The organism is Shinella sp. CPCC 101442, from assembly GCF_024704725.1.
GTDB lineage: Bacteria > Pseudomonadota > Alphaproteobacteria > Rhizobiales > Rhizobiaceae > Shinella.
Genome location: NZ_JALIQS010000003.1, coordinates 826,580 through 849,318, shown reverse-complemented (window position 1 = coordinate 849,318; position 22,739 = coordinate 826,580). Strand labels below are relative to the sequence as shown.

Below are 22,739 nucleotides of genomic sequence, written 5' to 3'. Positions count from 1 at the left end.
CGGTACACGGATGAGCTTGCCCGAGCCTGTAGTTGCAGGCGTCCCGCCCCGGCACGCGCGAGGCGGCCGGATTTGATGGTTCTCGTATGGGAATTTTCAGGCGAAGAGGGAAGGCGCGAGCGCCTTCCCTGCTACTATCGGCCTTCGCGATACCAGGTGGCCGAGAAGGCCAGCAACAGCAGGCCGACACCGGCAAAACCGGCAAAGAGCGGCATCGAGTTAATGCCCTTGAGCACGGTCTCGTCCGTCATGCGCAGCGACAACCGGTTCTCGTCCACCGTGCGCACCTGGCCGGCGACGGGCAGGAGCGGGGGCAGCGAGACCGCGTCGCCGTTCGCGTCGACGAGCCGGCGCACCGTGCCCCTGGTGGCGTCGGCGAGCGGCCTGAGGGTTTCGGTCGTCGAGATCGTCGCCTTGAACTCTGGTGCATCCACGGCGCCGACATGGACGAGGGCGCTGAGATCGTCATTGGTAATCTCGTAAAGACCCGTTTCTGTCGTCGGCACCTCGGCGCGGTAGAGGCCGGGCTCGGCCTCCGCAAGCGTCACCTGCTCGGTCTTGCCGGACGGCAGTTTCAGCGTCGCCTCGCCGGGCGCGTCGCCGATCGTCTGGCGGTTGATCTGCAGCGTGCGGCCGAAGGTGCGCGCCGTCAACGCCTCCTCTTCCAGCGCCGGTTCCTGCATCAGCCAATGGGCCGTGCGCCGGTAGAGCGAGACATGCGGGCCGCCGCCTTCGAAGCCGCGCGCCCAGAGCCAGCCCTGGTCGGACAGCAGCATGGCGACGCGGCCCTTGCCGGCGCGGTTCAGTACCAGCAGCGGCTTGCCGTCATTGGCTTCCATCACGACATTGCCGCTGGGGCGCTGCACATCGACGGTGCGGAACCAGCGACCCCAATGCGGCGGCTCGGAATCGGCACCTTCGAGGCCGCGTGTCACGGGGTGTTTTTTGCCCTGGTCGGAAAGGCGCGGATAGAAGGGCGCGACATTCATCTCGCCGGTCGGATTGGCCGGTAGCACGACGGAGAGCGGCGTTCCCGCAATCGAATCGTTGCCGGCATGCTCCGGCCCGGCGGCGATCAGCAGGGCGCCACCATTTTCCACATATTGCGCGATGTTGTCGTAGTAGAGGATCGGCAGCACGCCGCGGTGCTGGTAGCGATCGAAGATGATGAGGTCGAACTCGTTGATCTTGTCGACGAAGAGCTCGCGGGTCGGGAAGGCGATCAGCGACAGTTCGTTGATCGGCGTGCCGTCCTGCTTTTCCGGCGGACGCAGAATGGTGAAGTGGACGAGGTCGATGGCGGTGTCGGACTTGAGGAGGTTGCGCCAGGCGCGTTCGCCGGCATGCGGCTCGCCGGAGACGAGCAGCACGCGCAGGTTCTCCCGGATACCCTCGATGACATGGACGGCGCGGTTGTTCGCCGTCGTGATCTCGCCCTCGACAGGCTCCACCTCGAATTCGAGGATGTTGTTGCCGCCGCGCGGCACGGTGAAACCGAGTGGCTGTTCGGTGCCGGGTTCGGCGATTTCCGAGGCGATCTCGTTGCCGTTGAGCCTTACCGTCACGCGGGCCGTGCCATCGGGTCCGGCGCCATCGTCCACCACGCGGAACTTCAGCTCCTGCCGCTCGCCGACAATGCCGAAGCGCGGCGCGCTGACGACCTCGATACGGCGGTCGAATTCATCCGGCCGACCGGTGACGAGGGCATGGACCGGCGCGTCGAAGCCGGAGAAGGCGCTTGCGTCGGGAATGTCATGAACCTGACCGTCGGTGATGAAGATCGCGCCGCCGACGCGTGAGCGCGGCACGTCGGCGATTGCCGAGTTCAGGGCGTCGAACAGACGGGTGGAGGGTGTGTCGGAGGTGCCGTCGTCGCCGGCCTCGACGATCCGCGGCTCGATGCGTGGATAGCGGGCGAAACGTTCCTTCAGGCCGGCGAGTGCCGCATCCGTCTCGGCGGTCCGCGAGGCGTTGTCCTGGCTCTGGCTGCGGTCGACGATAACGGGCACGACGGTCGACAGCGCCTCGCGATCCTCCTGCATCAGCACGGGGTTGGCGAGCGCCAGCACCAGAAGGGCAAGGGCTACGGCGCGCACGAGGGCACCGCGCAGGCCCCGCCAGAGGCCGAGGGCGGCGAGGAGCACGCCGGCAAGGCCGAGCGCGGCAATGACGATCCAGGGCAGGAAGGGGGAAAACTGTACGGTCATGTCACTGTCCCAGCCGTTCGAGGAGGGCGGGCACGTGGACCTGATCCGCCTTGTAGTTGCCGGTGAGCATGTACATCATGATGTTGACACCGGAGCGGAAGGCGTGTTCGCGCTGCACCTCGTCCGGGGGTACGGTCGGCAGGAGCGCCATGCCATTGGCATCCACCGCCCATGCGCCGGCAAAGTCGTTGCCGGTGATCATGATCGGCGACACACCATCGCCCGCGCGCGCCGGGCGGGACGGGTCTTCCTTGCGGTCGAGCTCGGCCTCCACCCAGAGCGGGCTTCCGGCATAGCGGCCGGGGAAATTGGCGAGCAGGTAGAAGGCCTTGGTCAGCACGTGATCGGCCGGGACGGGTTCCAGCGGCGGTATGTCGAGATTGGCGAGGATCGCCTGCAGGCGCTCGGTGTTCGGGCTCGTCGAATTGCCGTCGAGCGAGACGAACTGGTCGCGGGTGTCGAACAGCACCGTGCCGCCGTTGCGCATATAGGCGTCGATGCGGCTGATGGCTGCGCTGGACGGCATCTCGGCCGAGGCACTGACCGGCCAGTAGATGATCGGGTAGAGCGCCAGTTCGTCCTTGGCAATATCGATGCCGACCGGTTCGCCGGGCTCCAGCGTCGTGCGGTAGGTGAGGAATTCGGTGAGGCCCGCAAGGCCACGCTCGGAAATCCGGTCGACCTCGCCTTCGCCGGTCACGACATAGGCGATATGGGTGGTATCGAGCCGCGACAGGATCGTCTCGTCGCCCGGTTTGGCGTCATCGGCCCGGCTTTCGCCCGGCAGTGCCACCAGCGCGCCGGCCATCAGCGCCAGCAGCATGGCGGCGGTCGCGCCGCGGCCCGGCGTGCGGCGCGCCGCCGCGGCGAAGGCGCCGCCCATGAAGAGCACGATGGCGCAGTCGGCAATCAGCAGCAGCGCCGCGAGGGTGAAGAGATGCGGTTTCAGCGACCAGGTCTCCTTGCCGGCGAGCGGCTCACGCAGGATGGTCGTGCCCTCGGCGATGGCCAGCGGCCGGATTTCATGGCCCGGGGGCAAGAGGTTGTGCGCGACATAGCCGTCCTCCGTTCCATAGAGGCCGGGCGGATTGTCGTAGGTGGCGATCGCCTTGGTGCCGTCGGTGGCGGCGAGCGGTTTGGCCTCGCCGGTGGCGGCGGCCAGCGTGCCGTTGGCGGTCATAAGGCGGTAAGGCGGCAGCCCCTGCACTTCGCCACCCTTCGACGAAACGCCGCCGCCGCGCGACAGCTGCACGGTGCGGCGGAGCATTTCGACGAAATCGCCTGACAGCGGCAGGTTCGACCAGCCGGTTTCCGCGCTGATGTGGAACAGCACGATGCGGCCCGAGCCGAGCGGCCCGGTCGTCACCAGCGGCGTGCCGTCGGCAAGGCCGGCCCAGGTGCGCTCGGCCAGATCCGGCGTCGGTTCGGCCAGCACCTGGCGCTTGATGAGGATATTGTCCGGCGCGCGCATGCCGAAGAACGGGCTGTTGGCCGGATAGGCGGCAAGCGGCTGCGGTTCCGACCAGGAGAGGGCGCCGCCAAGCGCGCGTTCGCCCTTGCGCAGCAGCACCGGCACGAGCGGATCGTCTGCCGGGGCGGCGGCCAGGCGCGGGCCGGCGAAGCGGATCAGCATGCCGCCTCTCTCCACCCAGCGTTTCACCTCGCCCTGCACGTCCTCCGGCAGGCGGCCGATATCGGCCATGATCAGCACGGAGGGGTTTTGCTCGATGAGCTCCGGTACGGCGACCGAGAGATCGGCGACGCTGGGCTCGATCAGGTCGGCATAGGGTGCCAGCGCGCGGTTGATGTAGTGCAGCGGCGAAAGCAGCGGCTGGCTTGCATCCACGACTTCGCCGGACAGGAACGCAACGCGGCGGCGGCGAAAGCCGTCGTCGAGCAGGTAGGTGCCGCCGGCATTGGCGAGGCCGTCGATAGCGAGGCGGGCGAAATCGTTGCGCAGCTCGAAGGGTGCGGTGATCGTGCCGGTCGTGGTCGTCGCGCCGGCGGCGAATTCGGCGATGCCGGTTGCGATGGGCCTTCCCCGGGAATCATGCGCCGTCAGCGGCAGACTGCGCGGCGCGCGGCCATCGAGGCGTGTGAGGGTGACGGAAAGAGCATCGGCGCCGTTCGTCGCGGCCGTGATCGCGACGGCGGAAGCGCCATCGCCCTCGATCAGGCGGAATTCGGCGGGCGTGAGTGCCTTGAGCGCCGTAACCGTTTCGTCCGCTTCACCGCTCGCGATGCCGTCGCTGATGAAGGCGATGGTGCCCGGTGCCGCACCGTCGAGCGCGGTGCGCAGCGATGCTATGGCCGAGGCGCGGTCGGCGGGCAGCGGGCGCGGTTCGGCGGCGGCGAGGCGGTTGCGCGCGGTGATGGCATCGACGGGTACGGCGTCATGCTGGCGGTCGGCGGTCAGTACCAGCGAGATCGGCAGGTCGCGGCTTTCGGCATCGTCGATCAGCGCGGTGGCGGTCTCGACGCGGCGTTGCCAGTCGGTGGCCGATGCCCAGCTGTTGTCGATGACAAGGGCGAGCGGGCCGCTGGAAGCCAGCGTGTTGGTGCGCGGGTTGAAGACCGGGTCCGCGATGGCGAAGATGACGGCGGCGGCCATCAGCATGCGCAGCAGCGTCAGCCACCACGGGCTTTGCGCAGGCGTCTCCTCGCGCTTCATGATCGAGGCGAGGATCGCGAAGGGCGGGAAGACCTCGACGAGCGGCTTCGGTGGCGTGAGGCGCAACAGCCACCAGATGACCGGCAGCAGCACCAGCGTCGTCAGCACGGCGGGGAAGGCGAAGGCAAAGGCGCTCATCGGCCGCGGCCCTCCGTCTTCATGGCCGGCATGCCGGAGAGATACATATGCACGGCGACCAATGCCTCGGAGGCGAGCCTGTCGGTGCGGTGGGGCACGAAGCTCCAGCCGAGATGGCGAAGATTGTCGGCAAGCGTTTCGCGGCGCGCGATATAGGCGCGGGCATAATCGTCCTTCAGCGTCTCGGCCCGGCCGGCCGTCAGCTTCTGGCCGCTCTCGGGATCGGTGAATTCGGTGCGGCCGGCATAGGGGAAGGTCTCTTCCGCAGGGTCCGATATCTCGACGACATGGCCGCGCAGGCCACGGCGGGCAAGCGGGCCGAGGCGGTTCATGACATCTTCGACGGGGTCGAGGAAATCGCCGATCAGCACGATATCGCTGCTGCCGCGGATCATGTCGGTCTCCGGCAGGCCGCCCGTCGTGCCGTTGTGCATGAGGGCGGTGGCGAGGCGTTCGGCGGCGTTGCGTGCGGCGATGGGCTCCATGATGCCCGGGCAGCCGATGCGCTCGCCGGAGCGGGCAAGGATCTCGGCGAGCGCCAGCATGAGAACCAGCGCGCGGCTTTCCTTCGACACGCTGCCGAGCGTGGATTTGTACATCATCGACGGCGAAAGGTCGGCCCAGATCCAGACGGTATGGGCAGCTTCCCATTCGCGGTCGCGCACATAGGTGTGATCATCGCGGGCCGAGCGCCGCCAGTCGATGCGGGACAGGCTTTCGCCATCGACATAGGGACGGAACTGCCAGAAATTCTCGCCGATGCCGCGCTTGCGGCGGCCGTGCCAGCCGGCAATGACGGTGTTGGCAAGGCGCTGGGCCTCCACCATGCAATCGGGAATGAGGGCGGCACGCGCCTGCGCCCGTGAAAGCACCTCGCGGGTCGGTGTTGGCTCGACGATCTGGCCGACGGACGCCATGCGTATCTCTCCGCTCAGCCGCCCGCCTGCCGGACGAGCCCCGCAATGACGTCACGAACGGACATGCCCTCGGCGCGGGCGCCAAACGTCAGTGCCATGCGATGTTGGAGGATCGGTTCGGCAAGCGCCAGCACATCATCGACGGAGGGCGCGAGGCGGCCTTCATAGAGCGCGCGGGCGCGGGCGCAGAGCATCATCGCCTGACCGGCGCGCGGGCCGGGACCCCAGGCGACATGCTTGTCGGTGGAGGCGACGCCGTTGCCGGGGCGGGCGGAACGCACGAGCGACAGGATCGCGTCGAGCACCTTTTCGCTGACCGGCATCTGGCGGATGAGGGTCTGGATCTCGATGAGGCGGGTCGCGGAGACGGCGGCTTCCGCATGCGCCTCGCGCACGCCGGTGGTCTCCAGCAGGATCTGCCGTTCGGCGGCGAGTTCCGGATAATGCACGTCGACCTGCAGCAGGAAGCGGTCGAGCTGGGCCTCGGGCAGGGGGTAGGTGCCCTCCTGCTCCAGCGGATTCTGGGTGGCGAGCACGTGGAAGGGTTTCGGCAGGTCGTTCGGCTGGCCGGCGACGGTCACGTGATATTCCTGCATGGCCTGGAGCAGGGCGGACTGGGTGCGCGGCGAGGCGCGGTTGATCTCGTCTGCCATCAGAAGCTGCGTGAAGATCGGGCCGGGCACGAAGCGGAAGGAGCGTTTGCCGTTCTCATCCTGGTCCATCACCTCGGAGCCCAAAATGTCCGACGGCATCAGGTCCGGGGTGAACTGGATACGGCTGGAGGCTAGGCCGAGCACGGTACCGAGGGTCGCGACGAGCTTGGTCTTGGCAAGGCCGGGCACGCCGACCAGCAGCGCATGGCCGCCCGAGAGCACGGCGAGCATGGTCTGCTCGACCACGCTTTCCTGGCCGAAGATGACCTTGGCGACTTCCTGGCGGATGAGGGCGATGTCGGAGAGCGCCCGCTCGGCCGCGGCGACGACCGCTTTTTCGTCCAGGCCAGCCTCGGGGGAATTCTGAACGCCCATGGGAATCTCCACTACCGGTTATAAACTCTTGGCGAATCGTGGCCTTGCCGCGTTCGCTTCCTACATAGAAAGCTTATTAGCTCACTTGTGGCTGACAAGCGGCCACGAAATGACTATCTCGTGAAAAAGGATGTATCCACTCCTTCCTCTAGAAATAGGGGTCTCACGCGGAGATAGGGTTGAACCGGGACGGAACAATGGCAGCGGGTGAAATTCAGGGCAGCAGCGACGCGGCGGGTCTGGCCGCGCTGATCGCACGGGCATCCGCGGAAACCGGCGGGCGCGGCTTGCCGCCGGTCGAGCGCTGGAACCCGCCGTTCTGCGGCGACATCGACATGGAAATCCGCGCCGACGGTACGTGGTTCTATCTGGGAACGCCGATCGGCCGCGCGCCGCTGGTGCGGCTTTTTTCCACGGTGCTGCGCAAGGACGAGGACGGCAGGACCTATCTGGTGACGCCGGTGGAGAAGGTCGGCATCCGGATCGTCGATGCGCCGTTCCTGGCGGTCGAGATGAATTCGAGCGAAGAGGGCGAGAGCCGGAAACTCACCTTCCGCACCAATGTCGGAGATGTCGTCGAGATAGGGCCGGAGCATCCGTTGCGTTTCGTCATCGCTGGCGAAAACAACGAGTTGAAGCCGTATCTTCTCGTGCGTGGCCGGCTGGAGGCGCTGGTCTCGCGGGCGGTCATGTACGATCTCGTCGAGCTGGGCGAAACCGTTGAAATCGACGGCGTGGAGATGTTTGCAGTACGCTCCGGCGGCGTGGTCTTCCCGGTCATGCCGGCGGCTGAGCTGGATGCGCTGTCGCGATGAGCTTTCCTCCCTACAGTGCCGCGGAATTTCGCCGCAGGGCAATCGAGCAGATGTTGACGCTCGGCGAGGAGAGCTGGCGCGACCATGGCGACAGCCTGCTCAATCCGGGCGTCATTCCGCATATCGAGGATATGAAACTGCGCGATGCGGCCGTGCTGATCCCCGTCGTGGACGATGGCGACGAAGCCCGCGTGATCTTCACGCAGCGCACGGCGACGATGCGCAAACATTCCGGCCAGGTCGCCTTTCCGGGCGGGGCCGTGGATGAGGAGGACGAAGACGTCGAGGCGGCGGCCATGCGCGAGGCGGAGGAGGAGATCAGCCTCGACCGCCGTTTTGTTCAACCGGTCGGCCGCCTGCCCCACTACAAGGCACTGTCGGGCTTTTCCATCACGCCGGTCCTGGCCGTCGTGCAGCCCGGTTTCGAGCTGATCCCCAATCCGGCCGAAGTCGAAAAGGTTTTCGACGTACCGCTCTCCTTCCTCATGGATCCGCGCAACCACGAACAGGGCAGCGGCATCTGGCTCGGCGGCGAGCGGCATTATTATCGCATGCCCTACGAGGGGCATAACATTTGGGGCATCACCGCCGGCATCGTGCGGGTGATCTATGAAAGGCTTTATGCATGACGTCTGTTTCGGGCGAGGCATGGTTTGCCGATCCGGCGCTCGTGCGCGTGCTGGCGCTGCTCAACAGCGACGGCGGCGAGGGGCGGGTCGCGGGCGGGGCCGTGCGCAACAGCCTGATGGGCCTGCCGGTCGCCGATGTGGATATCGCGACCACGCTCAAGCCCGAAGTGGTGGTCGAGCGGGCGAAGGCCGCCGGCATCAAGCCGGTGCCGACGGGTATCGAGCACGGCACGGTAACGCTCGTCGTCGACGGAAAGCCTTTCGAGGTGACGACGTTGCGCCGCGACGTTGCGACGAATGGCCGTCACGCCGAGGTTGCCTTTGGCACGGACTGGCAGGCGGATGCCGAGCGGCGCGATCTGACGATCAACGCGCTCTATGCGACCATCGACGGCACGGTTGTCGATCTCGTCAACGGCCTGGCGGATATCGAAAGCCGAACGGTGCGCTTCATCGGCGATGCGGCGATGCGCATTGCGGAGGATCACCTGCGCATCCTGCGCTTCTTCCGTTTCTTCGCGCTCTACGGCAGCGGCCGGCCGGACGCGGAAGGGCTGAAGGCCTGCGCTCGGGCAAAGGAGAGCCTTGGAAAACTCTCGGCCGAACGGGTCTGGTCGGAGACGAAGAAGCTGCTTGCCGCGCCCGATCCGGGCCGCGCGCTGCTCTGGATGCGTCAGGCGGGCGTGCTCACCGAAATCCTGCCGGAGACGGAAAAGTGGGGCATCGACGCGATCCCCGGTCTGGTCGAGGCGGAGAAGGCCTTTGGCTGGAAGCCAGATGCGCTGTTGCGCCTTGCGGCGATGGTGCCGGCGGATCGCGAACGGTTGAAGGCACTTGCCGAACGGCTGCGTCTATCCAAGACAGAAGCAGCGACGCTCGATTATTGGGCCTCCGCCCCGGAGATCGGGCAGAAGCTGGCCGAAACCGCCTTCGACCGGCTGCTTTATCGCAATGGCCCGCAAGGTCTGGCAATGCGTTTGAAGCTGGCCCTTGCCTCCGCAAGGGCACGCGGACTTGGCGATCCTGAGGCGCTGGCCTTCGCCGGCCTCTGCCAGCGGCTGCTGGCGCGGGCGCAGAAGTGGCAGAAGCCGTCCTTCCCGCTCAATGGCGCGGATGTACTGGCGACCGGCATATCGGCCGGACCGAAGGTCGGCGCGCTGCTGGGCACGATCGAGGATGCGTGGGTGGCGGGGAATTTCCATGACGGCCGGGCAAAGCTGCTTGCCCGGCTGGAGGCCCTCGCGAAAGAGGGCTGATCGTCACGGCGGTCAGGCGGCGTCGGCCGCCTTCTCATCGATGATGCGTTCCTTGATGTGATCGACCATGCTTTCCCGGATCGTCGTTTCGCCGTGGGCGGTGCGCATGTGCTCGACCGCGCGGCGCACGACTTCGGCATCGTCATTGGCCCGCGTATGCCATTCGCATCCGGGCACGAGTGAACCGCATTCAAAAAGTCTCATGACCTGTCTCCTGTCGTTTCAGCGGGACCAGTGTAGCAGATATGGCCGCATCGGCCAAACCGCGACCCCGGTCGGCGGCCCTGCCGAGCCGTCGTTGGAAACGGAAAGCAGGCTCCGGGGTTCCCTCCCGGCGCGCAATATTCCGACACCGACAGACAGGCCGTCAGGCGGCGTCTTCATCCTTCGCCCAGGCATCGAAGCAGGCGGACGACTGGAACTGGTCCGGCTTCGTGTGATGGTCTGCGAGATGATGGACAATGCCGCCCGCAAGCCGCCGCCGGGCTTCTACGAGAAAATAGGCATGCGGAAGGTCCATGCCGCTTTCAGCGCGCATGGTTTCGGCAAAACGGTCGAGAAAATCAGGCGATTGCGGATTGAGGTCCGCGATCGTCGCATCCTGTGATGCTGGGATCATGACTGCCTCCTCCATGGACTCATGCAAGAAGCATTGTACCACAAAGGAGGTAAAACCGTCATCACAAGAGCGGGATTGTCAGGGCCAGCGCACCACCGGCGGAAGTGACGAAAGAATGGAATCGACATTGCCGCCGGTCTTCAGCCCGAAAATCGTGCCGCGATCGTAGAGCAGGTTGAACTCGACATAGCGGCCGCGGCGCACGAGCTGTTCGTCGCGGTCCTCTTCCGTCCAGCCTGTGTTGAAGTTCGTGCGCACGATGCGCGGATAGACCATGGCGAAGGCGCGGCCGACATCCTGCGTGAAGGCGAAGTCCGCCTCCCAGCCGCCAAGCTCTTCCGGCGAATGCAGCCAGTCATAGAAGATGCCGCCCGTGCCGCGCGGCTCGTTGCGGTGCTTCAGGAAGAAGTAGTCGTCGCACCAGTCCTTGAATTTCCCGTGATCGGCGACCGGATGACGGTTGCAGGTGATCTCCATCGCCTTGTGAAAGAGCTGGGTATCCGGATCGTCCATCGTGCGACGACGGTCGAGCACCGGCGTCAGGTCCGCGCCGCCGCCGAACCAGCGGCTGGTGGTGACGACCATGCGTGTGTTCATGTGTACGGCGGGCACGTTGGGGTTCACCGGATGGGCGATCAGCGAGATGCCGGAGGCCCAGAAGCGCGGGTCTTCGCTGGCACCGGGGATCTGGCTGCGGAATTCCGGCGAGAACTCGCCATAAACCGTGGAGGTGTGGACGCCGACCTTTTCGAAGACGCGGCCTTCCATCATGGACATGCGGCCGCCGCCGCCTTCACCACCGTCGCGCTGCCAGTCCTTGGCGACGAAGCGGCCGGGCGGCAGGTCGGAAAGCGGGCCGGCCAGCTCGTCCTCGAGTGCCTCGAAGCTGGAGCAGATCGCATCGCGCAGGTGCTGGAACCACGCGCGCGCAGCATCCTTCTTGTCTTCGATGTCCTCGGGCAGGCCTTTCGGCAGGTCTGGTCGTTCCATGGTGTGTCTCGCCGGGTGTTTCCCATTGGCGGCCCTGCCGCCGAATCGCATTTTGGTCACACTCTTTAACTTTGGCCCGTTTGGCAACAAAAAGGGACGTTTGCGCTGGGGATGGCGGGACTGGCAAAACGGGCGGCGCCAGCCTATGTTTGGGGTGTTGAATGTGCTGCCAGGAGGAAATCTGCATGGCGCGTGTTCCAGGACCCCCGCCCCTCGAGGGGCTCCGGCGCCACATCGAGCGCCGCCGGCGCGAAAAGCCTGCCGGCGAGGGACATTTCGTGCGCGAGACCTTCTGCATGGAGCGACATGCAGCGCGGGACAAGGCGCGCGAATGGTTCGATCTCTGGCCGAAAGCCGCCTACTGGACCGAGGTGGAGAGCTGGCGGATGCTGGAAGGCGACCGCATAGAGTTCACCATGCGCCGGCTGCCGAGCGCCGACTGATAGCGCTTTCCCCGATAGGTCGATGGCGATAGGACAGCGGCAACGTTTTCGATCCTGCCGGGTTTCCATGTTTGCCGATGTCGTCGTCCTCTCCCTTACCCAGATCATCAGCTGGGGCGCGATGTTCATGGCCATTTCCGTGCTGGGCGCCCCGGTTGGAGAAACGCTGGGATTGACGCCCGCGCTCGTCTATCTCGGCCCGTCCGTCATGCTGGTGGCGATGGCGGTCATGTCCCCGCTGATGGCGCCGCTTTATCGATCACATGGCGCACGTTTCGTGATGTCGGCCGGAACGGTCGTCACCGTGCCCGGTTTTCTGCTGCTCGCCTGGTGCGATGGCCCCTTCGGCTATTATGCCGGCTGGACGATCCTTGGCATGGCCGGGGCCGGAGCCCTGACGAATTCCGCCCATGTCTATCTCGCCGTAAAGGCGGGGGCGCGAGCCAAGCAGGCCATCGGCGCGCAGATGCTGGCAATGGCGCTGGCGCCGACCATTTCCTGGCCGCTGACCTCGTTCCTCTCCGGCTGGCTCGGCTGGCGGCACACTTATCTCGTCTTTGCCCTTGTCATGCTCGTGGTCGTGCTGCCGCTACTGCGCTTCGGGCTGAAACCGGATACGGCACCGGCCGCGACGGACAGCAAGACACACGCCAACAGGGCGGGTGACCGAGGCAGGGTGCGAACGATCATTGTTTTGATGACGCTCGCCATCGCGCTGAACGGCTTCGTGACCTGGGGTTTCCAGCTCGTCGTCATCGACATCATGCGCAGCTACGATGTCGCGGAGGGCATTGCGGTCGGCATGGCCTCGGCAATCGGCATCGCGCAGATGTCGGCGCGGCTCATCGATTTTCTCGGCGGCAACCGGTGGGATGGTTTCGTCACCAGCCTGGCCGCAGGCATGCTGATGCCGGTCGCGCTGCTGATGCTCGGCCTCGGACACGGCGCCGAATGGAGCGTCGTTGCCTTCATCCTGCTATATGGACTGTCGAGCGGGGCGATGTCGGTCGGGCGTGCCACCCTGCCGTTGGTGTTTTTCGAGCGGGAGGTCTATGCCAGCGTTCTCTCCCGTCTCGGCCTTCCGCTCAACCTCGCCTTTGCCGCAGCCCCGCCCATCTTCAGCCGCGTACTGAGCGACTACGGCAATGCGAGCGCGCTGGCACTGGCTGTTGCGTGCTCGCTCGGCACGCTTGCATGCCTCGTGCTGCTCGCGCGTTTCCGGGATCCGTCACGCGCCGTTTGACCTGCCTACGCCGCGACGGCGATCCGCCGGCTTTCCTGTGTGCGCCCGCCATAACCCCAGTTTTCCATCGGGATCTCACGGATCACGACATAGGTCGCGGCATTGAGAGGCGCGCCCAGCACTTCCTGCAGCAGGCCATAGGCGGCGGCGATGAAGCGGTCTTTTTCGCCCGCGGTGTTCGTGCCCTCGCTGATCAGGATCTCGAAGTGACCGGCCATCTTCTGCGGGCGTACACCGACGGTCCAGTTGGCAATCGGCGATCCCTCGACCAGCACGGCGGTCACGTCGGCGCGCTTGCCGAGGATGGTGACGGCAAGGCGTGTCGCCTCGTCCTGGAGATGCAGGCGTTCGCTGTCCGTGAGGTCGCGGCCGGCGAGGCGAATGTGAAGGAAGGGCATGGTCATCTCCTGTCGTTGACGGGGCAAGCCTATTGCGCGAAGATCGTTTTTAAAATTGAGAAGTGTTAAGCTTATTGTTTTGGAAAACTGAATGATTTCGCGCAATTTCGACATGGATGTCCTGCGCACCTTCGTCACGGGGGTGCGGCTCGGTAGTTTCGCCAAGGCGGCGCAAGCCTTGGGACGCACGCCGCCGGCGGTCAGCCTGCAACTCAAGAAGCTTTCCGATCTCAGCGGCCAGACGCTGTTCACCAAACAGGGCAGGGGCCTGGCGCTTACCGATGCCGGCGAGGCACTCTATGATTATGCGGTGCGCATTCTCGATCTGAACGACGAGGCGATGATGATGCTCGGCTCCAGCCGCTCGCTGGACGGATGGCTGCGCATCGGCATTCCGCAGGATTTTGCCGAGACGTCGCTGCCGCCAGTGCTCGGGCAGTTTTCACGGGCTCATCCGAAATTGCGCGTCGAGGCGCGGGTGGATCGCGGTGCCAAGCTCGTTGCGGCGGTGCAGCGCGGCGATCTCGACATGGCCGTTACATGGGGTGGCCAGCGCAGCGATCATTGCCGGCACATCGCCACGCATCCGATCGTCTGGATCGCCGCGCCCGACTATGCGGTGCCGGCCGATGAGCCGGTGCGGCTGATCGCCTTCGACCCACCCTGTTCCTTCCGCGCCGCTGCCGTCGATGCGCTGGCCACGGCGGGCCGGGAATGGCGGCAGGTCTTCGCCAGTCCCGGACTTGCAGGCCTGTGGGCGGCGGTGACGGCAGGGCTCGGCGTAACCATCCGCACCACTGCCGGCATGCCGGCGCATCTTGTTCCCCTCGACCCGGAACGGGCCGGCTTGCCAGCGCTCGGCAGCGTCGATCTGATGCTGCATACCGCCGAGGCCGTGCCGGCCGCACCCGTCGCGCGGCTGCGCGATATTCTCACGGAAATGCTCGTCATGCCCGCCTGACGCGAGCGTGATCTGCAAGTTCGATTGACGTCAGCCCGCCGCGCCCTTATCTTGCGGCCATCGTCATCAATAGAAAGGCGCCGTTGCGGTTCTGAAGCACGGCTCACAGTCCTTGTTCGAACTCGCGATTGCCGTCTTCCTGATCCTCCTCAACGGGGTCTTTGCTCTTTCCGAACTTTCCATCGTTTCCGCGCGCAAGCCACGCCTTAAGACCATGGCGGCGCAGGGCTCGCGCGGTGCCGCGTCGGCGCTGAAACTGGCGGAGAATCCCGGGAAATTTCTTTCCACCGTCCAGATCGGCATCACGCTTATCGGTATTCTCGCCGGTGCGTTTTCCGGCGCGGCACTCGGTGGACGCCTGCGTGACATTCTCTTCGCCGAGGGTGTTCCCGACTGGCTGGCCGATCCGCTCGGCTACGGTATCGTCATCTTTCTCATCACCTTCCTTTCCGTCGTCGTCGGCGAACTGGTGCCCAAGCAGATCGCGTTGAAGAACCCGGAGCGGTTCGCCACACTCGTGGCACCCACCATGTCCCTGCTTTCCAGGGTCGGTGCGCCGGCGGTGTGGATCCTCGATGCCTCGACGCGCCTGATCTTCCGGCTGCTCGGCCAGCACGAGGTTGCCGAAAGCATCGTCACCGACGAGGAAATCAGGACCATCGTCGCCGAAGCGGAAGCCGCTGGCGTCATCGAGGGCGGCGAGAAGCTGATGATCGCCGGCGTCATGCGCTTTTCCGACCGCGAGGCGCGCGGCCTCATGACCCCGCGCAACGACGTCGACTGGATCGATCTCGGAGACACGGTCGAGGAAATCCACCAGCAGCTTGTCGACAGCCAGCACTCGCGCCTGCCGGTCGCCGATGGCGGACCCGAAACCATTGTCGGCATCGTGCAGAAGCGCGAGCTGCTCTCCGCCCTGCTCACGGGCCAGTCGCTCGACATTCGCGCCTTCATCCGTCCCGCACCGATCGTGCCCGATACGATGGATGCCATGCGCGTTCTGGAATCGCTGCGCAGTTCCGAAGTGCCTATCCTGCTCATCCATGACGAATACGGCCACTTCGAAGGCGTCATCACGCCCGCCGACGTGCTGGAGGCGATTGCTGGCGTGTTCCGCGCCGATATCGAGGAAGGCGACGACGAACACGCGGTTCAGCGCGAGGACGGTTCGTGGCTGATTTCCGGCTCCATGCCGATCGACGAGATGGCCGACCGCCTCGGCCTGTCGCTACCCGGCCGCCGCGGCTACCAGACCGCCGCCGGCCTGGTCATCGAAACGCTGCAAAGGCTGCCGAAGACCGGCGAGATCACCGAAACCCAGGGCTGGCGCTTCGAAGTCGTCGATATGGACGGCCGCCGCGTCGACAAGCTGCTGGCAACGCGCCTGGACCCTTAGGCCGGATCGGGCTCGAGCAATCTCGGGCCCGGACCTTCCATGGCAAGCGTATCCAGCGGGTTGCGCAAAGGGCATTCCTGCATCGAGAGACAGCCACAGCCGATGCAGCCATCGATCTGGTTGCGCAGCTTGGTGAGGCGCGCGATGCGGTCGTCCAGCTGACGGCGCCAGGTTTTCGAAAGCATGCGCCAGTCCTCGGCCGTCAGCGGCCGGTCATGCGGCAGCACGGACAGCGCATCCGCAATCTCAGACAACGGAATGCCGGTGCGCTGCGCCACCTTGATGACGGCGACACGGCGCAGGATGCTGCGTGGATAGCGTCGCTGGTTGCCGCGGTTGCGCTGGCTGCGGATCAGTCCCTTCGTCTCATAAAAATGCAAGGTGGAAACGGCCACCCCGCTGCGTTCGGCAACCTCGCCGACGCTGAGTTCGCGCGGCATTTTGCTGTTTGGACATTTTTCCATCATGGCTGTTGACCTCAACTTTGCTTGAGGTTTTATACCACGAGCTCCCTGATTTCAAACGGAGCTCCGACGCATGACAGAAAGACTGACCATCGCCCTCATCTATGGCAGCGGCCGTGAGGGACGCTTTGCCGATACGATCGCGGGATGGCTGGAGCCGGAACTGGCCGGCTTTCATCAATACGATATCATCCGCATCGACCCGGCCGAGCTGGTTTTCACGCCCGGTGGCCTCGACGAGGCGTCCGCGGAACGGGTCGAAAGCCAAATTCTTCAGGCGGATGCCTTCCTCATCGTGACACCGGAATACAACCACGCCTATCCGGCCGCGCTGAAGGCGATCATCGACAGTTGCTTCCGGCCCTGGCATGCCAAGCCCATCGCCTTCATCTCCTATGGCGGCGTTTCCGGCGGGCTTCGTGCGGTCGAGCAGTTGCGGCTGGTCTTTGCCGAACTGCATGCCGTGGCCATTCGCGAAACGGTGAGTCTCGCCCATGCCTGGACGCAGTTCGATCCCGCCGGCAATCCCTTCCGCCCCGGTCAGCTGAACGGCCAGCTGACTGTGCTGATGAGGCGTCTGACTTGGTGGGCGAACGCACTGAAGACGGCGCGCATCGCGACCCGTTACGACGAGGCGGCGGCATGAAACCGGAACAATATGCGACAGCGGAAATCGCGCGCTCGCCGCAGGAGCGCTGGCGCAACGCGACGCTGCTCTTTGTCAGCACGCTCACGATCATGTCGGGCGCCACCATCTCCGCTTCGCTGCCGGGGATCGCCGCGCGGTTTGCCGACGTGGAGAATGTCGCGCTGCTCAGCCGGCTGGTGCTGACATTGCCTGCCGTCTTCATCGCGCTGTTTTCGCCGGCGGCGGGCTTTCTCGTCGATCGCTTCGGCCGCAAGCCGCTGCTCGTCGCATCGCTTGGCCTGTTCACCGTCGCCGGTGCGTCCGGCCTCTTTCTGGATACGCTGCCGGGCCTGCTCGTCGGGCGCGCGGTGCTGGGTCTTGCCGTCGGCGGCATCATGACGGCGACGACGGCGCTGGTCGGCGACTTCTTCCAGGGGGCGGCGAGGGATCGCTACATGGGCCTGCAGCAGGCTTTTGTCGGCATCGGCGGCACGCTCTTCCTGACGGGCGGCGGTTTCCTGGCCGAGGTCCACTGGCGCGGGCCGTTCTTCATCTACACGGTGGCGATTCTGCTGGTGCCGGCCGTCATGGTCTTCCTGCCCGAGCCTCGCCGGCTTCGCCAGGCTGCGCCCGTGGCGGGAGAGGGCAGGCTTGGCGGGCGCAAGGTCGCGCTGCTCGGCACGCTGTTCTTCGCCGCGGCCATCAACATGATCGCCTTCTACATGATCCCGACACAGCTGCCGTTCTATCTTGAGCATCTGGGTTTTGCCGCACCGAGCCTTGCCGGTACGGCCATTGGCGCCGGCCAGCTTGTCGGCGTGCTGAGTTCGCTCGCCTTCGCGCCGCTCCGTCGGCGGATTGGCCTCATGGGCGTGTTCGGCCTCGGCTTCACGTCGGCGGGACTTTCTTTCCTGCTGCTGTCGGGCGCGGAAAGCTATGGGAGCGTGCTGGCCGCGATGGCCGTTTCGGGCATCTGCATGGGCACGATCATGCCGAACTTTGCCGCCAGCGCCATGCTGCTCGCGCCGTCCGCCGCGCGCGGCCGGATTTCGGGATTGCTGGTTTCCAGCATCTTTGCGGGGCAGTTCCTGTCGCCGATCGTTTCGCAGCCGCTGATCACGTCGTTCGGGTATGGCGCAGCCTATGCCATCGTCGGCACAGTCGTTCTGTTCCTCGGCATCGCGGCCTTCGCCGCCCGCCTGTTCCGGTGGGGCGATGGGTAGGTCAGGCAAACCCGGTCTGGCGCAGCGCCTCGCCGCAGATCATCGCGGCGGACAGCGCGACATTGATGGAGCGCTGGCCCTCGATCATGGGAATGAGCACGCGACCGTCGGCGATGTCATGAACGCGGTCCGGTACGCCAGCGCTTTCGCGGCCGAAAAGCAGGATGTCGTCCGGGCGGTAGTTGAAGTCGGTATAGAGCCCGGCAGCCTTGGTCGAGGCAAGGATGAGTCGGCGACCGCTCGCCTGCCGCCATTCTTCGAATCGGTCCCAGCTGACATGTCGCGTCAGCGTCACCGCAGCGAGATAGTCCATGCCGGCCCGCTTGAGATTGCGGTCGGAGAGGTCAAAGCCGGCCGGCTCGACGATATCGACGGCAAGGCCGAGGCAGGCGGCAAAACGCAGGATCGTGCCGGTATTGCCGGCAATGTCGGGTTGGTAGAGGGCGATGTGGAGCGCGGACATGTTTTGCAGGTAGCCGGGATGTGGCTGGAAGGCAACAGAATTGGCCTCAGATGCGAATCTGCGACGAAGCGACTGGTAAATTGCGTCGTTTCAGGCTAACCAAAGCGCATCTTCAACGCGAGAACAGGGAGGATCATGATGGATATCACACATCGGCTACGCCTCCCGGCTGGCATCACGCCAATCCTCGCGTAGGCACCTCGCCGCCCAATTCCCTTCGCAGACCCATTTCGATTCGCCGCGTGACGCTTTTGTCGCCCCACGGTACACCTTACCGGAACCTCGTTCCTGACTGCGCCCTCTTTGCGTCGTCCGCATCGGTTCCGTCTTTTTATTACGGAGATAGCCATGCTCGGCTGGTTCGAAAGACGCTTGAATCCCTATCCCCCCGAGGCCCCCTCGCTTCCGCCGAAGGGCCTGTTCGCCTTCCTGTGGCACTATACGAAGCCCGCCGCGCCCTGGCTGTTCGTGCTCGGTTTCTGCTCCATGGCGCTCGGCATTGCAGAGGTGCTGCTGTTCCAGTTTCTCGGCAATATCGTCGACTGGCTTTCGGCCGGTGATCCCCACACGTTCCTGGCCCGCGAGGGCGGTACGCTGATCTGGATGGCCGTGCTGCTGCTCGTCCTCATTCCGGGTTTTGGCGCGCTGCACACCATGACGATGCACCAGGCGCTTGCGGGTAATTTCCCGATGATCGCCCGCTGGCAGATGCATCGTTACCTCATCCGCCAGAGCATGACCTTCTTCTCCAACGAGTTCGCCGGCCGCGTCTCGACGAAGGTCATGCAGACGGCGCTCGCCGTGCGCGAAACCGTGATGAAGATCATCGACGTCTTCATCTATGTGGTGAGCTATTTCATCTCGATGATCGCGATCATCGCCGCGGCGGACCTGCGTCTCGTCGTGCCGCTGCTCGTGTGGTTCGTCGTCTATGTCTGCATCCTGCGCTACTTCGTGCCGAAGCTCATGCGGATTTCGCGCGAGCAGGCGGATGCGCGCTCGATGATGACGGGCCGGATCGTCGACAGCTACACCAACATCGCGACGGTAAAACTGTTCTCGCATGCCGGGCGGGAAGAAACCTATGCCCGCGACGGCATGGACGAGTTTCTCCAGACCGTGCACAAGCAGATGCGCAAGATCACGCTGTTCAACATTGCGATCGACATCAACAACGTCATCGCGATGTTCTTCACGGCGGCGATCGGCATCTATTTCTGGATGAACGGTGACGTGTCGGTCGGCGCGGTCGCGGTGGCCATGGGCCTCGTCATGCGCATCAACGGCATGTCGCAATGGGTGATGTGGGAAGTGACCGCGCTGTTCGAGAACATCGGCACGGTCTATGACGGCATGGGCATGATGACCAAGCCGCACGACATCCAGGACGGGCCGGAGGCTCCGGCACTGCCGGCCGCCAAGGGCGCCATCGGCTTCGATCATGTCCGCTTCCACTACGGCAAGAACAAGGGCGTGATCGAGGATCTGTCGCTGACCATCGGTGCGGGCGAGAAGGTCGGTCTCGTCGGCCGCTCGGGTGCGGGCAAGACGACCTTGATGAACGTGCTGCTCCGGTTCTACGATCTGGAGTCCGGCAAGATCACCATCGACGGCAAGGATGTCTCGACGGTGACGCAGGACAGCCTGCGCTCGCAGATCGGCGTGGTGACGCAGGACACCTCGCTCTTGCACCGCTCGATCCGCGACAACATCGCCTACGGCAAGCCGGAGGCGACGGATGCGGAGATCATCGAGGCGGCAAGGCGCGCGAATGCCTGGGACTTCATCGAAAGCCTCACCGACCAGCAGGGCCGCACCGGCCTCGATGCCCAGGTCGGCGAGCGTGGCGTGAAGCTGTCGGGCGGCCAGCGCCAGCGTATCGCGATCGCCCGCGTCTTCCTGAAGGACGCGCCGATCCTGGTGCTGGACGAGGCGACGTCGGCGCTCGATTCGGAAGTCGAGGCGGCGATCCAGGAAAACCTCTTCGCCCTCATGCAGGGCAAGACGGTGATCGCGATCGCCCACCGCCTGTCGACGCTGACGGAGATGGACCGCATCGTCGTGCTCGACAAGGGCCGGCTGCACGAGACCGGCACGCATGCCGAGCTCGTCGCCAGGGGCGGCATCTACGCCGACCTATGGACCCGCCAGTCCGGCGGCTTCATCGCCGATGACGCGACCGAAGCGGAAGCGGCGGCCGAGTAAAAAATGAGGGGCCGGTTCCGGATCAGGGACCGGCCCGTTTCTTTCCGATCTTTAATTTGCCCCGCAGCCGAAACGGCCTATATCGGACATATGATCTTCCGCCGGCTTTTCTCCTTCTTCGAGAACTGGATCCAGCCCTTCGCGCGGCGCGATGACCTGCGGCCGCCGCAGGGGTTGATGGCGTTCGTCTGGTTCTATGTCGGGCAGGCCAAGGCGCCGTTCGCGGCGCTGCTCGTGCTTGGCGGCATCACGGCGGGCATCGAGGCGGCGACGTTCTGGTTTGTCGGGCGGCTCGTCGATATGCTGGCGACGGTCAAGCCGGGCGAGGGGTGGAGCGGACTGCTGTCCGCGCATGGGCCCGAGCTTCTGATGATGCTCGTGCTGATCGGCGTCGTGCGCTTCGTCGTGGCCTTCCTGACGGCGCTGGTCGATCAGCAGGTCATCACGCCGGGCTTCTACAATCTCGTACGCTGGCAATCCTATGTGCATGTCGCGCGCCAGTCGCTCTCGTTCTTCCAGAACGATTTTTCCGGCCGCATCGTCACGAAGGTCTGGTCGGCGGGGCAGGCGACGGGCGACGTCATCACGTCCTTCATGGAAAGCATCTGGTTCGTGTCGATCTACACGGTTTCGACGCTCGTACTGCTCGGTCAGCTCGACTGGCGGCTGGCTGCGGTTCTGCTTGTCTGGCTCTCGATCTTCGCGGTGCTGGCACGCTTCTTCGTGCCGCGCATCCGCGAGCATGCGCGCCAGTCCGCGGAAGCGGGATCGATGATCAGCGGCCGCATGGTCGATGCCTATTCGAATATCCAGACGCTGAAACTCTTTGGCCGTGACGATGCCAACGACCGCTACATGCGCGACGGGTTCGACACGTTCCAGGCCACGATCCTCAATTTCACTCGGCTCCTCACCACGCTGCGCGCCTCGCTCGCCTTCCTGTCGGGTCTGATGATTGCCGGCATGGCGGTCCTGTGCATCCATCTGTGGCTGACCGGCATCATCAGTTCGGGCGCCGTCGCCTTCACCATGGCGCTGGTGCTCCGGCTGAATTTCCTGCTGAACCGCCTGATGACGCAGCTCAACAGCATCATGCGCAACATCGGCACGATCCAGAATTCCGCCGACCTCATCTCCCAGCCGATCGGCCTTGTCGACAGGCCGGATGCCAAGGGTATGACGGTGGCGCATCCTGAAATCCGGTTCGAGCATGTCCGCTTCCACTATGGCCGCGCCTCAGGCGTCATCGATGACCTGACGCTTCTTGTGCGCTCCGGCGAGAAGGTCGGCATCGTCGGCCGCTCCGGTGCCGGCAAGTCGACGCTCGTCAACCTGCTGCTGCGCTTCTACGATCTCGAAGGCGGCCGCATCCTTGTCGGCGGGCAGGATATTGCCGCGGTCACGCAGGAGAGTCTGCGCGCCAATATCGGCATGGTCAGCCAGGATACGGCGCTGCTGCATCGCTCGATCCGCGACAACATCCTCTTCGGCAACCCCGATGCCAGCGAAGCGCAGATGATCGAGGCGGCGAAGAAGGCCGAGGCGCACGATTTCATCCTTGCGCTCGAGGACCAGCGTGGCCGAACGGGCTATGACGCGCATGTCGGCGAGCGCGGCGTCAAGCTCTCGGGCGGCCAGCGCCAGCGCATCGCCATTGCCCGCGTCATGCTGAAGGATGCGCCGATCCTGGTGCTCGACGAGGCGACGTCGGCGCTCGATTCCGAAGTCGAGGCGGCGATTCAGTCGAACCTCGAACGGCTGATGCGCGGCAAGACCGTGCTCGCCATCGCCCATCGCCTTTCCACCATTGCCGCCCTCGACCGGTTGATCGTCATGGATCGCGGTCACATCGTGGAGGAGGGGAGCCACGCGGAGCTCGTCGCCAGGGGCGGGCTCTATGCGGATCTCTGGTCGCGCCAGTCCGGCGGGTTTCTTGGCCATGAGGAAGCGGCGCAGTAGGACGGCGAAGCGTCGTTTCGCGACTGTCTTTTCAGCCGGGAAGCGCTGGATGTTCAAGGCGATGCATGCGCCTTGTCAAGATGCTC

General features: G+C 65.1%; 21 protein-coding genes. 11 read left to right on the top strand and 10 right to left on the bottom strand.

Features of this window, described 5'->3' with window-relative positions; genetic code table 11:
- Positions 1-134: 134 nt before the first annotated feature.
- The 4 genes from MUO32_RS14605 to MUO32_RS14590 are packed head-to-tail and all read right to left on the bottom strand — an operon-like array spanning position 135 to position 6,961.
- Positions 135-2,207: a hypothetical protein gene (locus tag MUO32_RS14605; RefSeq protein ID WP_257949046.1), complete on the bottom strand. Its 2,073-nt coding sequence runs from the start codon at positions 2,205-2,207 to the stop codon at positions 135-137.
- 1 nt (position 2,208) lies between these two features.
- Positions 2,209-5,016: a DUF4159 domain-containing protein gene (locus MUO32_RS14600; RefSeq protein ID WP_257949045.1), complete on the bottom strand. Its 2,808-nt coding sequence runs from the start codon at positions 5,014-5,016 to the stop codon at positions 2,209-2,211.
- Positions 5,013-5,933, bottom strand: a complete 921-nt coding sequence (locus tag MUO32_RS14595; RefSeq protein WP_257949044.1) for a DUF58 domain-containing protein — start codon at positions 5,931-5,933, stop codon at positions 5,013-5,015. The genes MUO32_RS14600 and MUO32_RS14595 overlap by 4 nt, the downstream gene beginning before the upstream one ends.
- Positions 5,934-5,947: 14 nt before the next feature.
- Positions 5,948-6,961, bottom strand: a complete 1,014-nt coding sequence (locus MUO32_RS14590; RefSeq protein ID WP_257949043.1) for a MoxR family ATPase — start codon at positions 6,959-6,961, stop codon at positions 5,948-5,950.
- Between the two features lie 197 nt (positions 6,962-7,158).
- Between MUO32_RS14590 and MUO32_RS14585 the strand changes: the two genes are divergently transcribed.
- Genes MUO32_RS14585 through MUO32_RS14575 form a run of 3 tightly spaced genes read left to right on the top strand, consistent with a single transcriptional unit; the run spans position 7,159 to position 9,661 of the window.
- Positions 7,159-7,776, top strand: a complete 618-nt coding sequence (locus MUO32_RS14585) for a DUF1285 domain-containing protein (RefSeq protein WP_257949042.1) — start codon at positions 7,159-7,161, stop codon at positions 7,774-7,776.
- Positions 7,773-8,405 (top strand): CoA pyrophosphatase, encoded by a 633-nt coding sequence (locus tag MUO32_RS14580; RefSeq protein ID WP_257949041.1) that lies wholly within the window; start codon positions 7,773-7,775, stop codon positions 8,403-8,405. The genes MUO32_RS14585 and MUO32_RS14580 overlap by 4 nt, the downstream gene beginning before the upstream one ends.
- A complete protein-coding gene (locus tag MUO32_RS14575) occupies positions 8,402-9,661 on the top strand; it encodes a CCA tRNA nucleotidyltransferase (RefSeq protein ID WP_257949039.1) in 1,260 nt (419 codons plus the stop codon). Before MUO32_RS14580 ends, MUO32_RS14575 begins: the two co-directional genes overlap by 4 nt.
- A 12-nt stretch (positions 9,662-9,673) precedes the next feature.
- On the opposite strand, the gene MUO32_RS14570 is transcribed toward MUO32_RS14575, so the two are convergent.
- The 3 genes from MUO32_RS14570 to hemF all read right to left on the bottom strand — a co-directional run bounded on the left by MUO32_RS14570 (position 9,674) and on the right by hemF (position 11,270).
- Positions 9,674-9,865 (bottom strand): DUF1059 domain-containing protein, encoded by a 192-nt coding sequence (locus MUO32_RS14570; RefSeq protein WP_257949037.1) that lies wholly within the window; start codon positions 9,863-9,865, stop codon positions 9,674-9,676.
- A 163-nt stretch (positions 9,866-10,028) separates the two neighbouring features.
- Positions 10,029-10,280, bottom strand: coding sequence for a hypothetical protein (locus MUO32_RS14565; protein ID WP_257949036.1), 252 nt, complete (start codon positions 10,278-10,280; stop codon positions 10,029-10,031).
- 78 nt (positions 10,281-10,358) lie between these two features.
- Complete coding sequence (gene hemF, locus MUO32_RS14560) at positions 10,359-11,270, bottom strand: oxygen-dependent coproporphyrinogen oxidase (protein ID WP_257949035.1); 912 nt, start codon at positions 11,268-11,270, stop codon at positions 10,359-10,361.
- Positions 11,271-11,455: 185 nt separating this feature from the next.
- Here hemF and MUO32_RS14555 point away from each other — a divergent pair, with 185 nt between their 5' ends.
- Positions 11,456-11,713: a hypothetical protein gene (locus tag MUO32_RS14555; RefSeq protein WP_257949034.1), complete on the top strand. Its 258-nt coding sequence runs from the start codon at positions 11,456-11,458 to the stop codon at positions 11,711-11,713.
- Positions 11,714-11,780: 67 nt separating this feature from the next.
- Positions 11,781-12,956, top strand: a complete 1,176-nt coding sequence (locus tag MUO32_RS14550; protein ID WP_257949033.1) for an MFS transporter — start codon at positions 11,781-11,783, stop codon at positions 12,954-12,956.
- A 5-nt stretch (positions 12,957-12,961) separates the two neighbouring features.
- Here MUO32_RS14550 and MUO32_RS14545 read toward each other — a convergent pair whose 3' ends face one another.
- Entirely contained in the window at positions 12,962-13,354 is a 393-nt protein-coding gene (locus MUO32_RS14545; protein ID WP_257949032.1) for a tautomerase family protein, read from the bottom strand.
- A gap of 91 nt (positions 13,355-13,445) precedes the next feature.
- On the opposite strand from MUO32_RS14545, the gene MUO32_RS14540 reads away from it, so the two are divergent.
- Together MUO32_RS14540 and MUO32_RS14535 are read left to right on the top strand one after the other, a co-directional pair.
- Positions 13,446-14,315, top strand: coding sequence for a LysR substrate-binding domain-containing protein (locus tag MUO32_RS14540; protein ID WP_257949031.1), 870 nt, complete (start codon positions 13,446-13,448; stop codon positions 14,313-14,315).
- Between the two features lie 112 nt (positions 14,316-14,427).
- Complete coding sequence (locus MUO32_RS14535; protein WP_257949029.1) at positions 14,428-15,711, top strand: hemolysin family protein; 1,284 nt, start codon at positions 14,428-14,430, stop codon at positions 15,709-15,711.
- On the opposite strand, the gene soxR is transcribed toward MUO32_RS14535, so the two are convergent.
- Positions 15,708-16,151: a redox-sensitive transcriptional activator SoxR gene (gene soxR, locus MUO32_RS14530; RefSeq protein WP_374708652.1), complete on the bottom strand. Its 444-nt coding sequence runs from the start codon at positions 16,149-16,151 to the stop codon at positions 15,708-15,710. The genes MUO32_RS14535 and soxR overlap by 4 nt on opposite strands.
- A gap of 97 nt (positions 16,152-16,248) precedes the next feature.
- Here soxR and MUO32_RS14525 point away from each other — a divergent pair, with 97 nt between their 5' ends.
- Positions 16,249-16,821 carry an NADPH-dependent FMN reductase gene (locus MUO32_RS14525; protein ID WP_257949028.1) on the top strand — a complete coding sequence of 191 codons (573 nt, stop codon included), beginning with the start codon at positions 16,249-16,251 and terminating at the stop codon, positions 16,819-16,821.
- Complete coding sequence (locus tag MUO32_RS14520; protein WP_257949027.1) at positions 16,818-18,026, top strand: MFS transporter; 1,209 nt, start codon at positions 16,818-16,820, stop codon at positions 18,024-18,026. The genes MUO32_RS14525 and MUO32_RS14520 overlap by 4 nt, the downstream gene beginning before the upstream one ends.
- 1 nt (position 18,027) lies before the next feature.
- Here MUO32_RS14520 and MUO32_RS14515 read toward each other — a convergent pair whose 3' ends face one another.
- A complete protein-coding gene (locus MUO32_RS14515) occupies positions 18,028-18,489 on the bottom strand; it encodes a tRNA (cytidine(34)-2'-O)-methyltransferase (RefSeq protein ID WP_257949026.1) in 462 nt (153 codons plus the stop codon).
- A gap of 348 nt (positions 18,490-18,837) precedes the next feature.
- On the opposite strand from MUO32_RS14515, the gene MUO32_RS14510 reads away from it, so the two are divergent.
- Together MUO32_RS14510 and MUO32_RS14505 are read left to right on the top strand one after the other, a co-directional pair.
- Complete coding sequence (locus tag MUO32_RS14510; protein WP_257949025.1) at positions 18,838-20,694, top strand: ABC transporter ATP-binding protein; 1,857 nt, start codon at positions 18,838-18,840, stop codon at positions 20,692-20,694.
- A 90-nt stretch (positions 20,695-20,784) separates the two neighbouring features.
- Positions 20,785-22,653, top strand: a complete 1,869-nt coding sequence (locus MUO32_RS14505) for an ABC transporter ATP-binding protein (RefSeq protein ID WP_257949024.1) — start codon at positions 20,785-20,787, stop codon at positions 22,651-22,653.
- Positions 22,654-22,739: the final 86 nt, after the last annotated feature.

Bases quoted from the DNA above. Each gene is read 5' to 3' on its own strand.
- MUO32_RS14585 (WP_257949042.1), top strand. From the start codon at position 7,159: ATGGCAGCGGGTGAAATTCAGGGCAGCAGCGACGCGGCGGGTCTGGCC.
- MUO32_RS14545 (WP_257949032.1), bottom strand. From the start codon at position 13,354: ATGCCCTTCCTTCACATTCGCCTCGCCGGCCGCGACCTCACGGACAGC.
- MUO32_RS14540 (WP_257949031.1), top strand. From the start codon at position 13,446: ATGATTTCGCGCAATTTCGACATGGATGTCCTGCGCACCTTCGTCACG.
- MUO32_RS14580 (WP_257949041.1), top strand. From the start codon at position 7,773: ATGAGCTTTCCTCCCTACAGTGCCGCGGAATTTCGCCGCAGGGCAATC.
- MUO32_RS14525 (WP_257949028.1), top strand. From the start codon at position 16,249: ATGACAGAAAGACTGACCATCGCCCTCATCTATGGCAGCGGCCGTGAG.
- hemF (WP_257949035.1), bottom strand. From the start codon at position 11,270: ATGGAACGACCAGACCTGCCGAAAGGCCTGCCCGAGGACATCGAAGAC.
- MUO32_RS14570 (WP_257949037.1), bottom strand. From the start codon at position 9,865: ATGAGACTTTTTGAATGCGGTTCACTCGTGCCCGGATGCGAATGGCAT.
- MUO32_RS14565 (WP_257949036.1), bottom strand. From the start codon at position 10,280: ATGATCCCAGCATCACAGGATGCGACGATCGCGGACCTCAATCCGCAA.
- MUO32_RS14505 (WP_257949024.1), top strand. From the start codon at position 20,785: ATGATCTTCCGCCGGCTTTTCTCCTTCTTCGAGAACTGGATCCAGCCC.
- MUO32_RS14595 (WP_257949044.1), bottom strand. From the start codon at position 5,933: ATGGCGTCCGTCGGCCAGATCGTCGAGCCAACACCGACCCGCGAGGTG.
- MUO32_RS14575 (WP_257949039.1), top strand. From the start codon at position 8,402: ATGACGTCTGTTTCGGGCGAGGCATGGTTTGCCGATCCGGCGCTCGTG.
- MUO32_RS14515 (WP_257949026.1), bottom strand. From the start codon at position 18,489: ATGTCCGCGCTCCACATCGCCCTCTACCAACCCGACATTGCCGGCAAT.
- MUO32_RS14605 (WP_257949046.1), bottom strand. From the start codon at position 2,207: ATGACCGTACAGTTTTCCCCCTTCCTGCCCTGGATCGTCATTGCCGCG.
- soxR (WP_374708652.1), bottom strand. From the start codon at position 16,151: ATGCCGCGCGAACTCAGCGTCGGCGAGGTTGCCGAACGCAGCGGGGTG.
- MUO32_RS14510 (WP_257949025.1), top strand. From the start codon at position 18,838: ATGCTCGGCTGGTTCGAAAGACGCTTGAATCCCTATCCCCCCGAGGCC.
- MUO32_RS14555 (WP_257949034.1), top strand. From the start codon at position 11,456: ATGGCGCGTGTTCCAGGACCCCCGCCCCTCGAGGGGCTCCGGCGCCAC.
- MUO32_RS14550 (WP_257949033.1), top strand. From the start codon at position 11,781: ATGTTTGCCGATGTCGTCGTCCTCTCCCTTACCCAGATCATCAGCTGG.
- MUO32_RS14600 (WP_257949045.1), bottom strand. From the start codon at position 5,016: ATGAGCGCCTTTGCCTTCGCCTTCCCCGCCGTGCTGACGACGCTGGTG.
- MUO32_RS14590 (WP_257949043.1), bottom strand. From the start codon at position 6,961: ATGGGCGTTCAGAATTCCCCCGAGGCTGGCCTGGACGAAAAAGCGGTC.
- MUO32_RS14520 (WP_257949027.1), top strand. From the start codon at position 16,818: ATGAAACCGGAACAATATGCGACAGCGGAAATCGCGCGCTCGCCGCAG.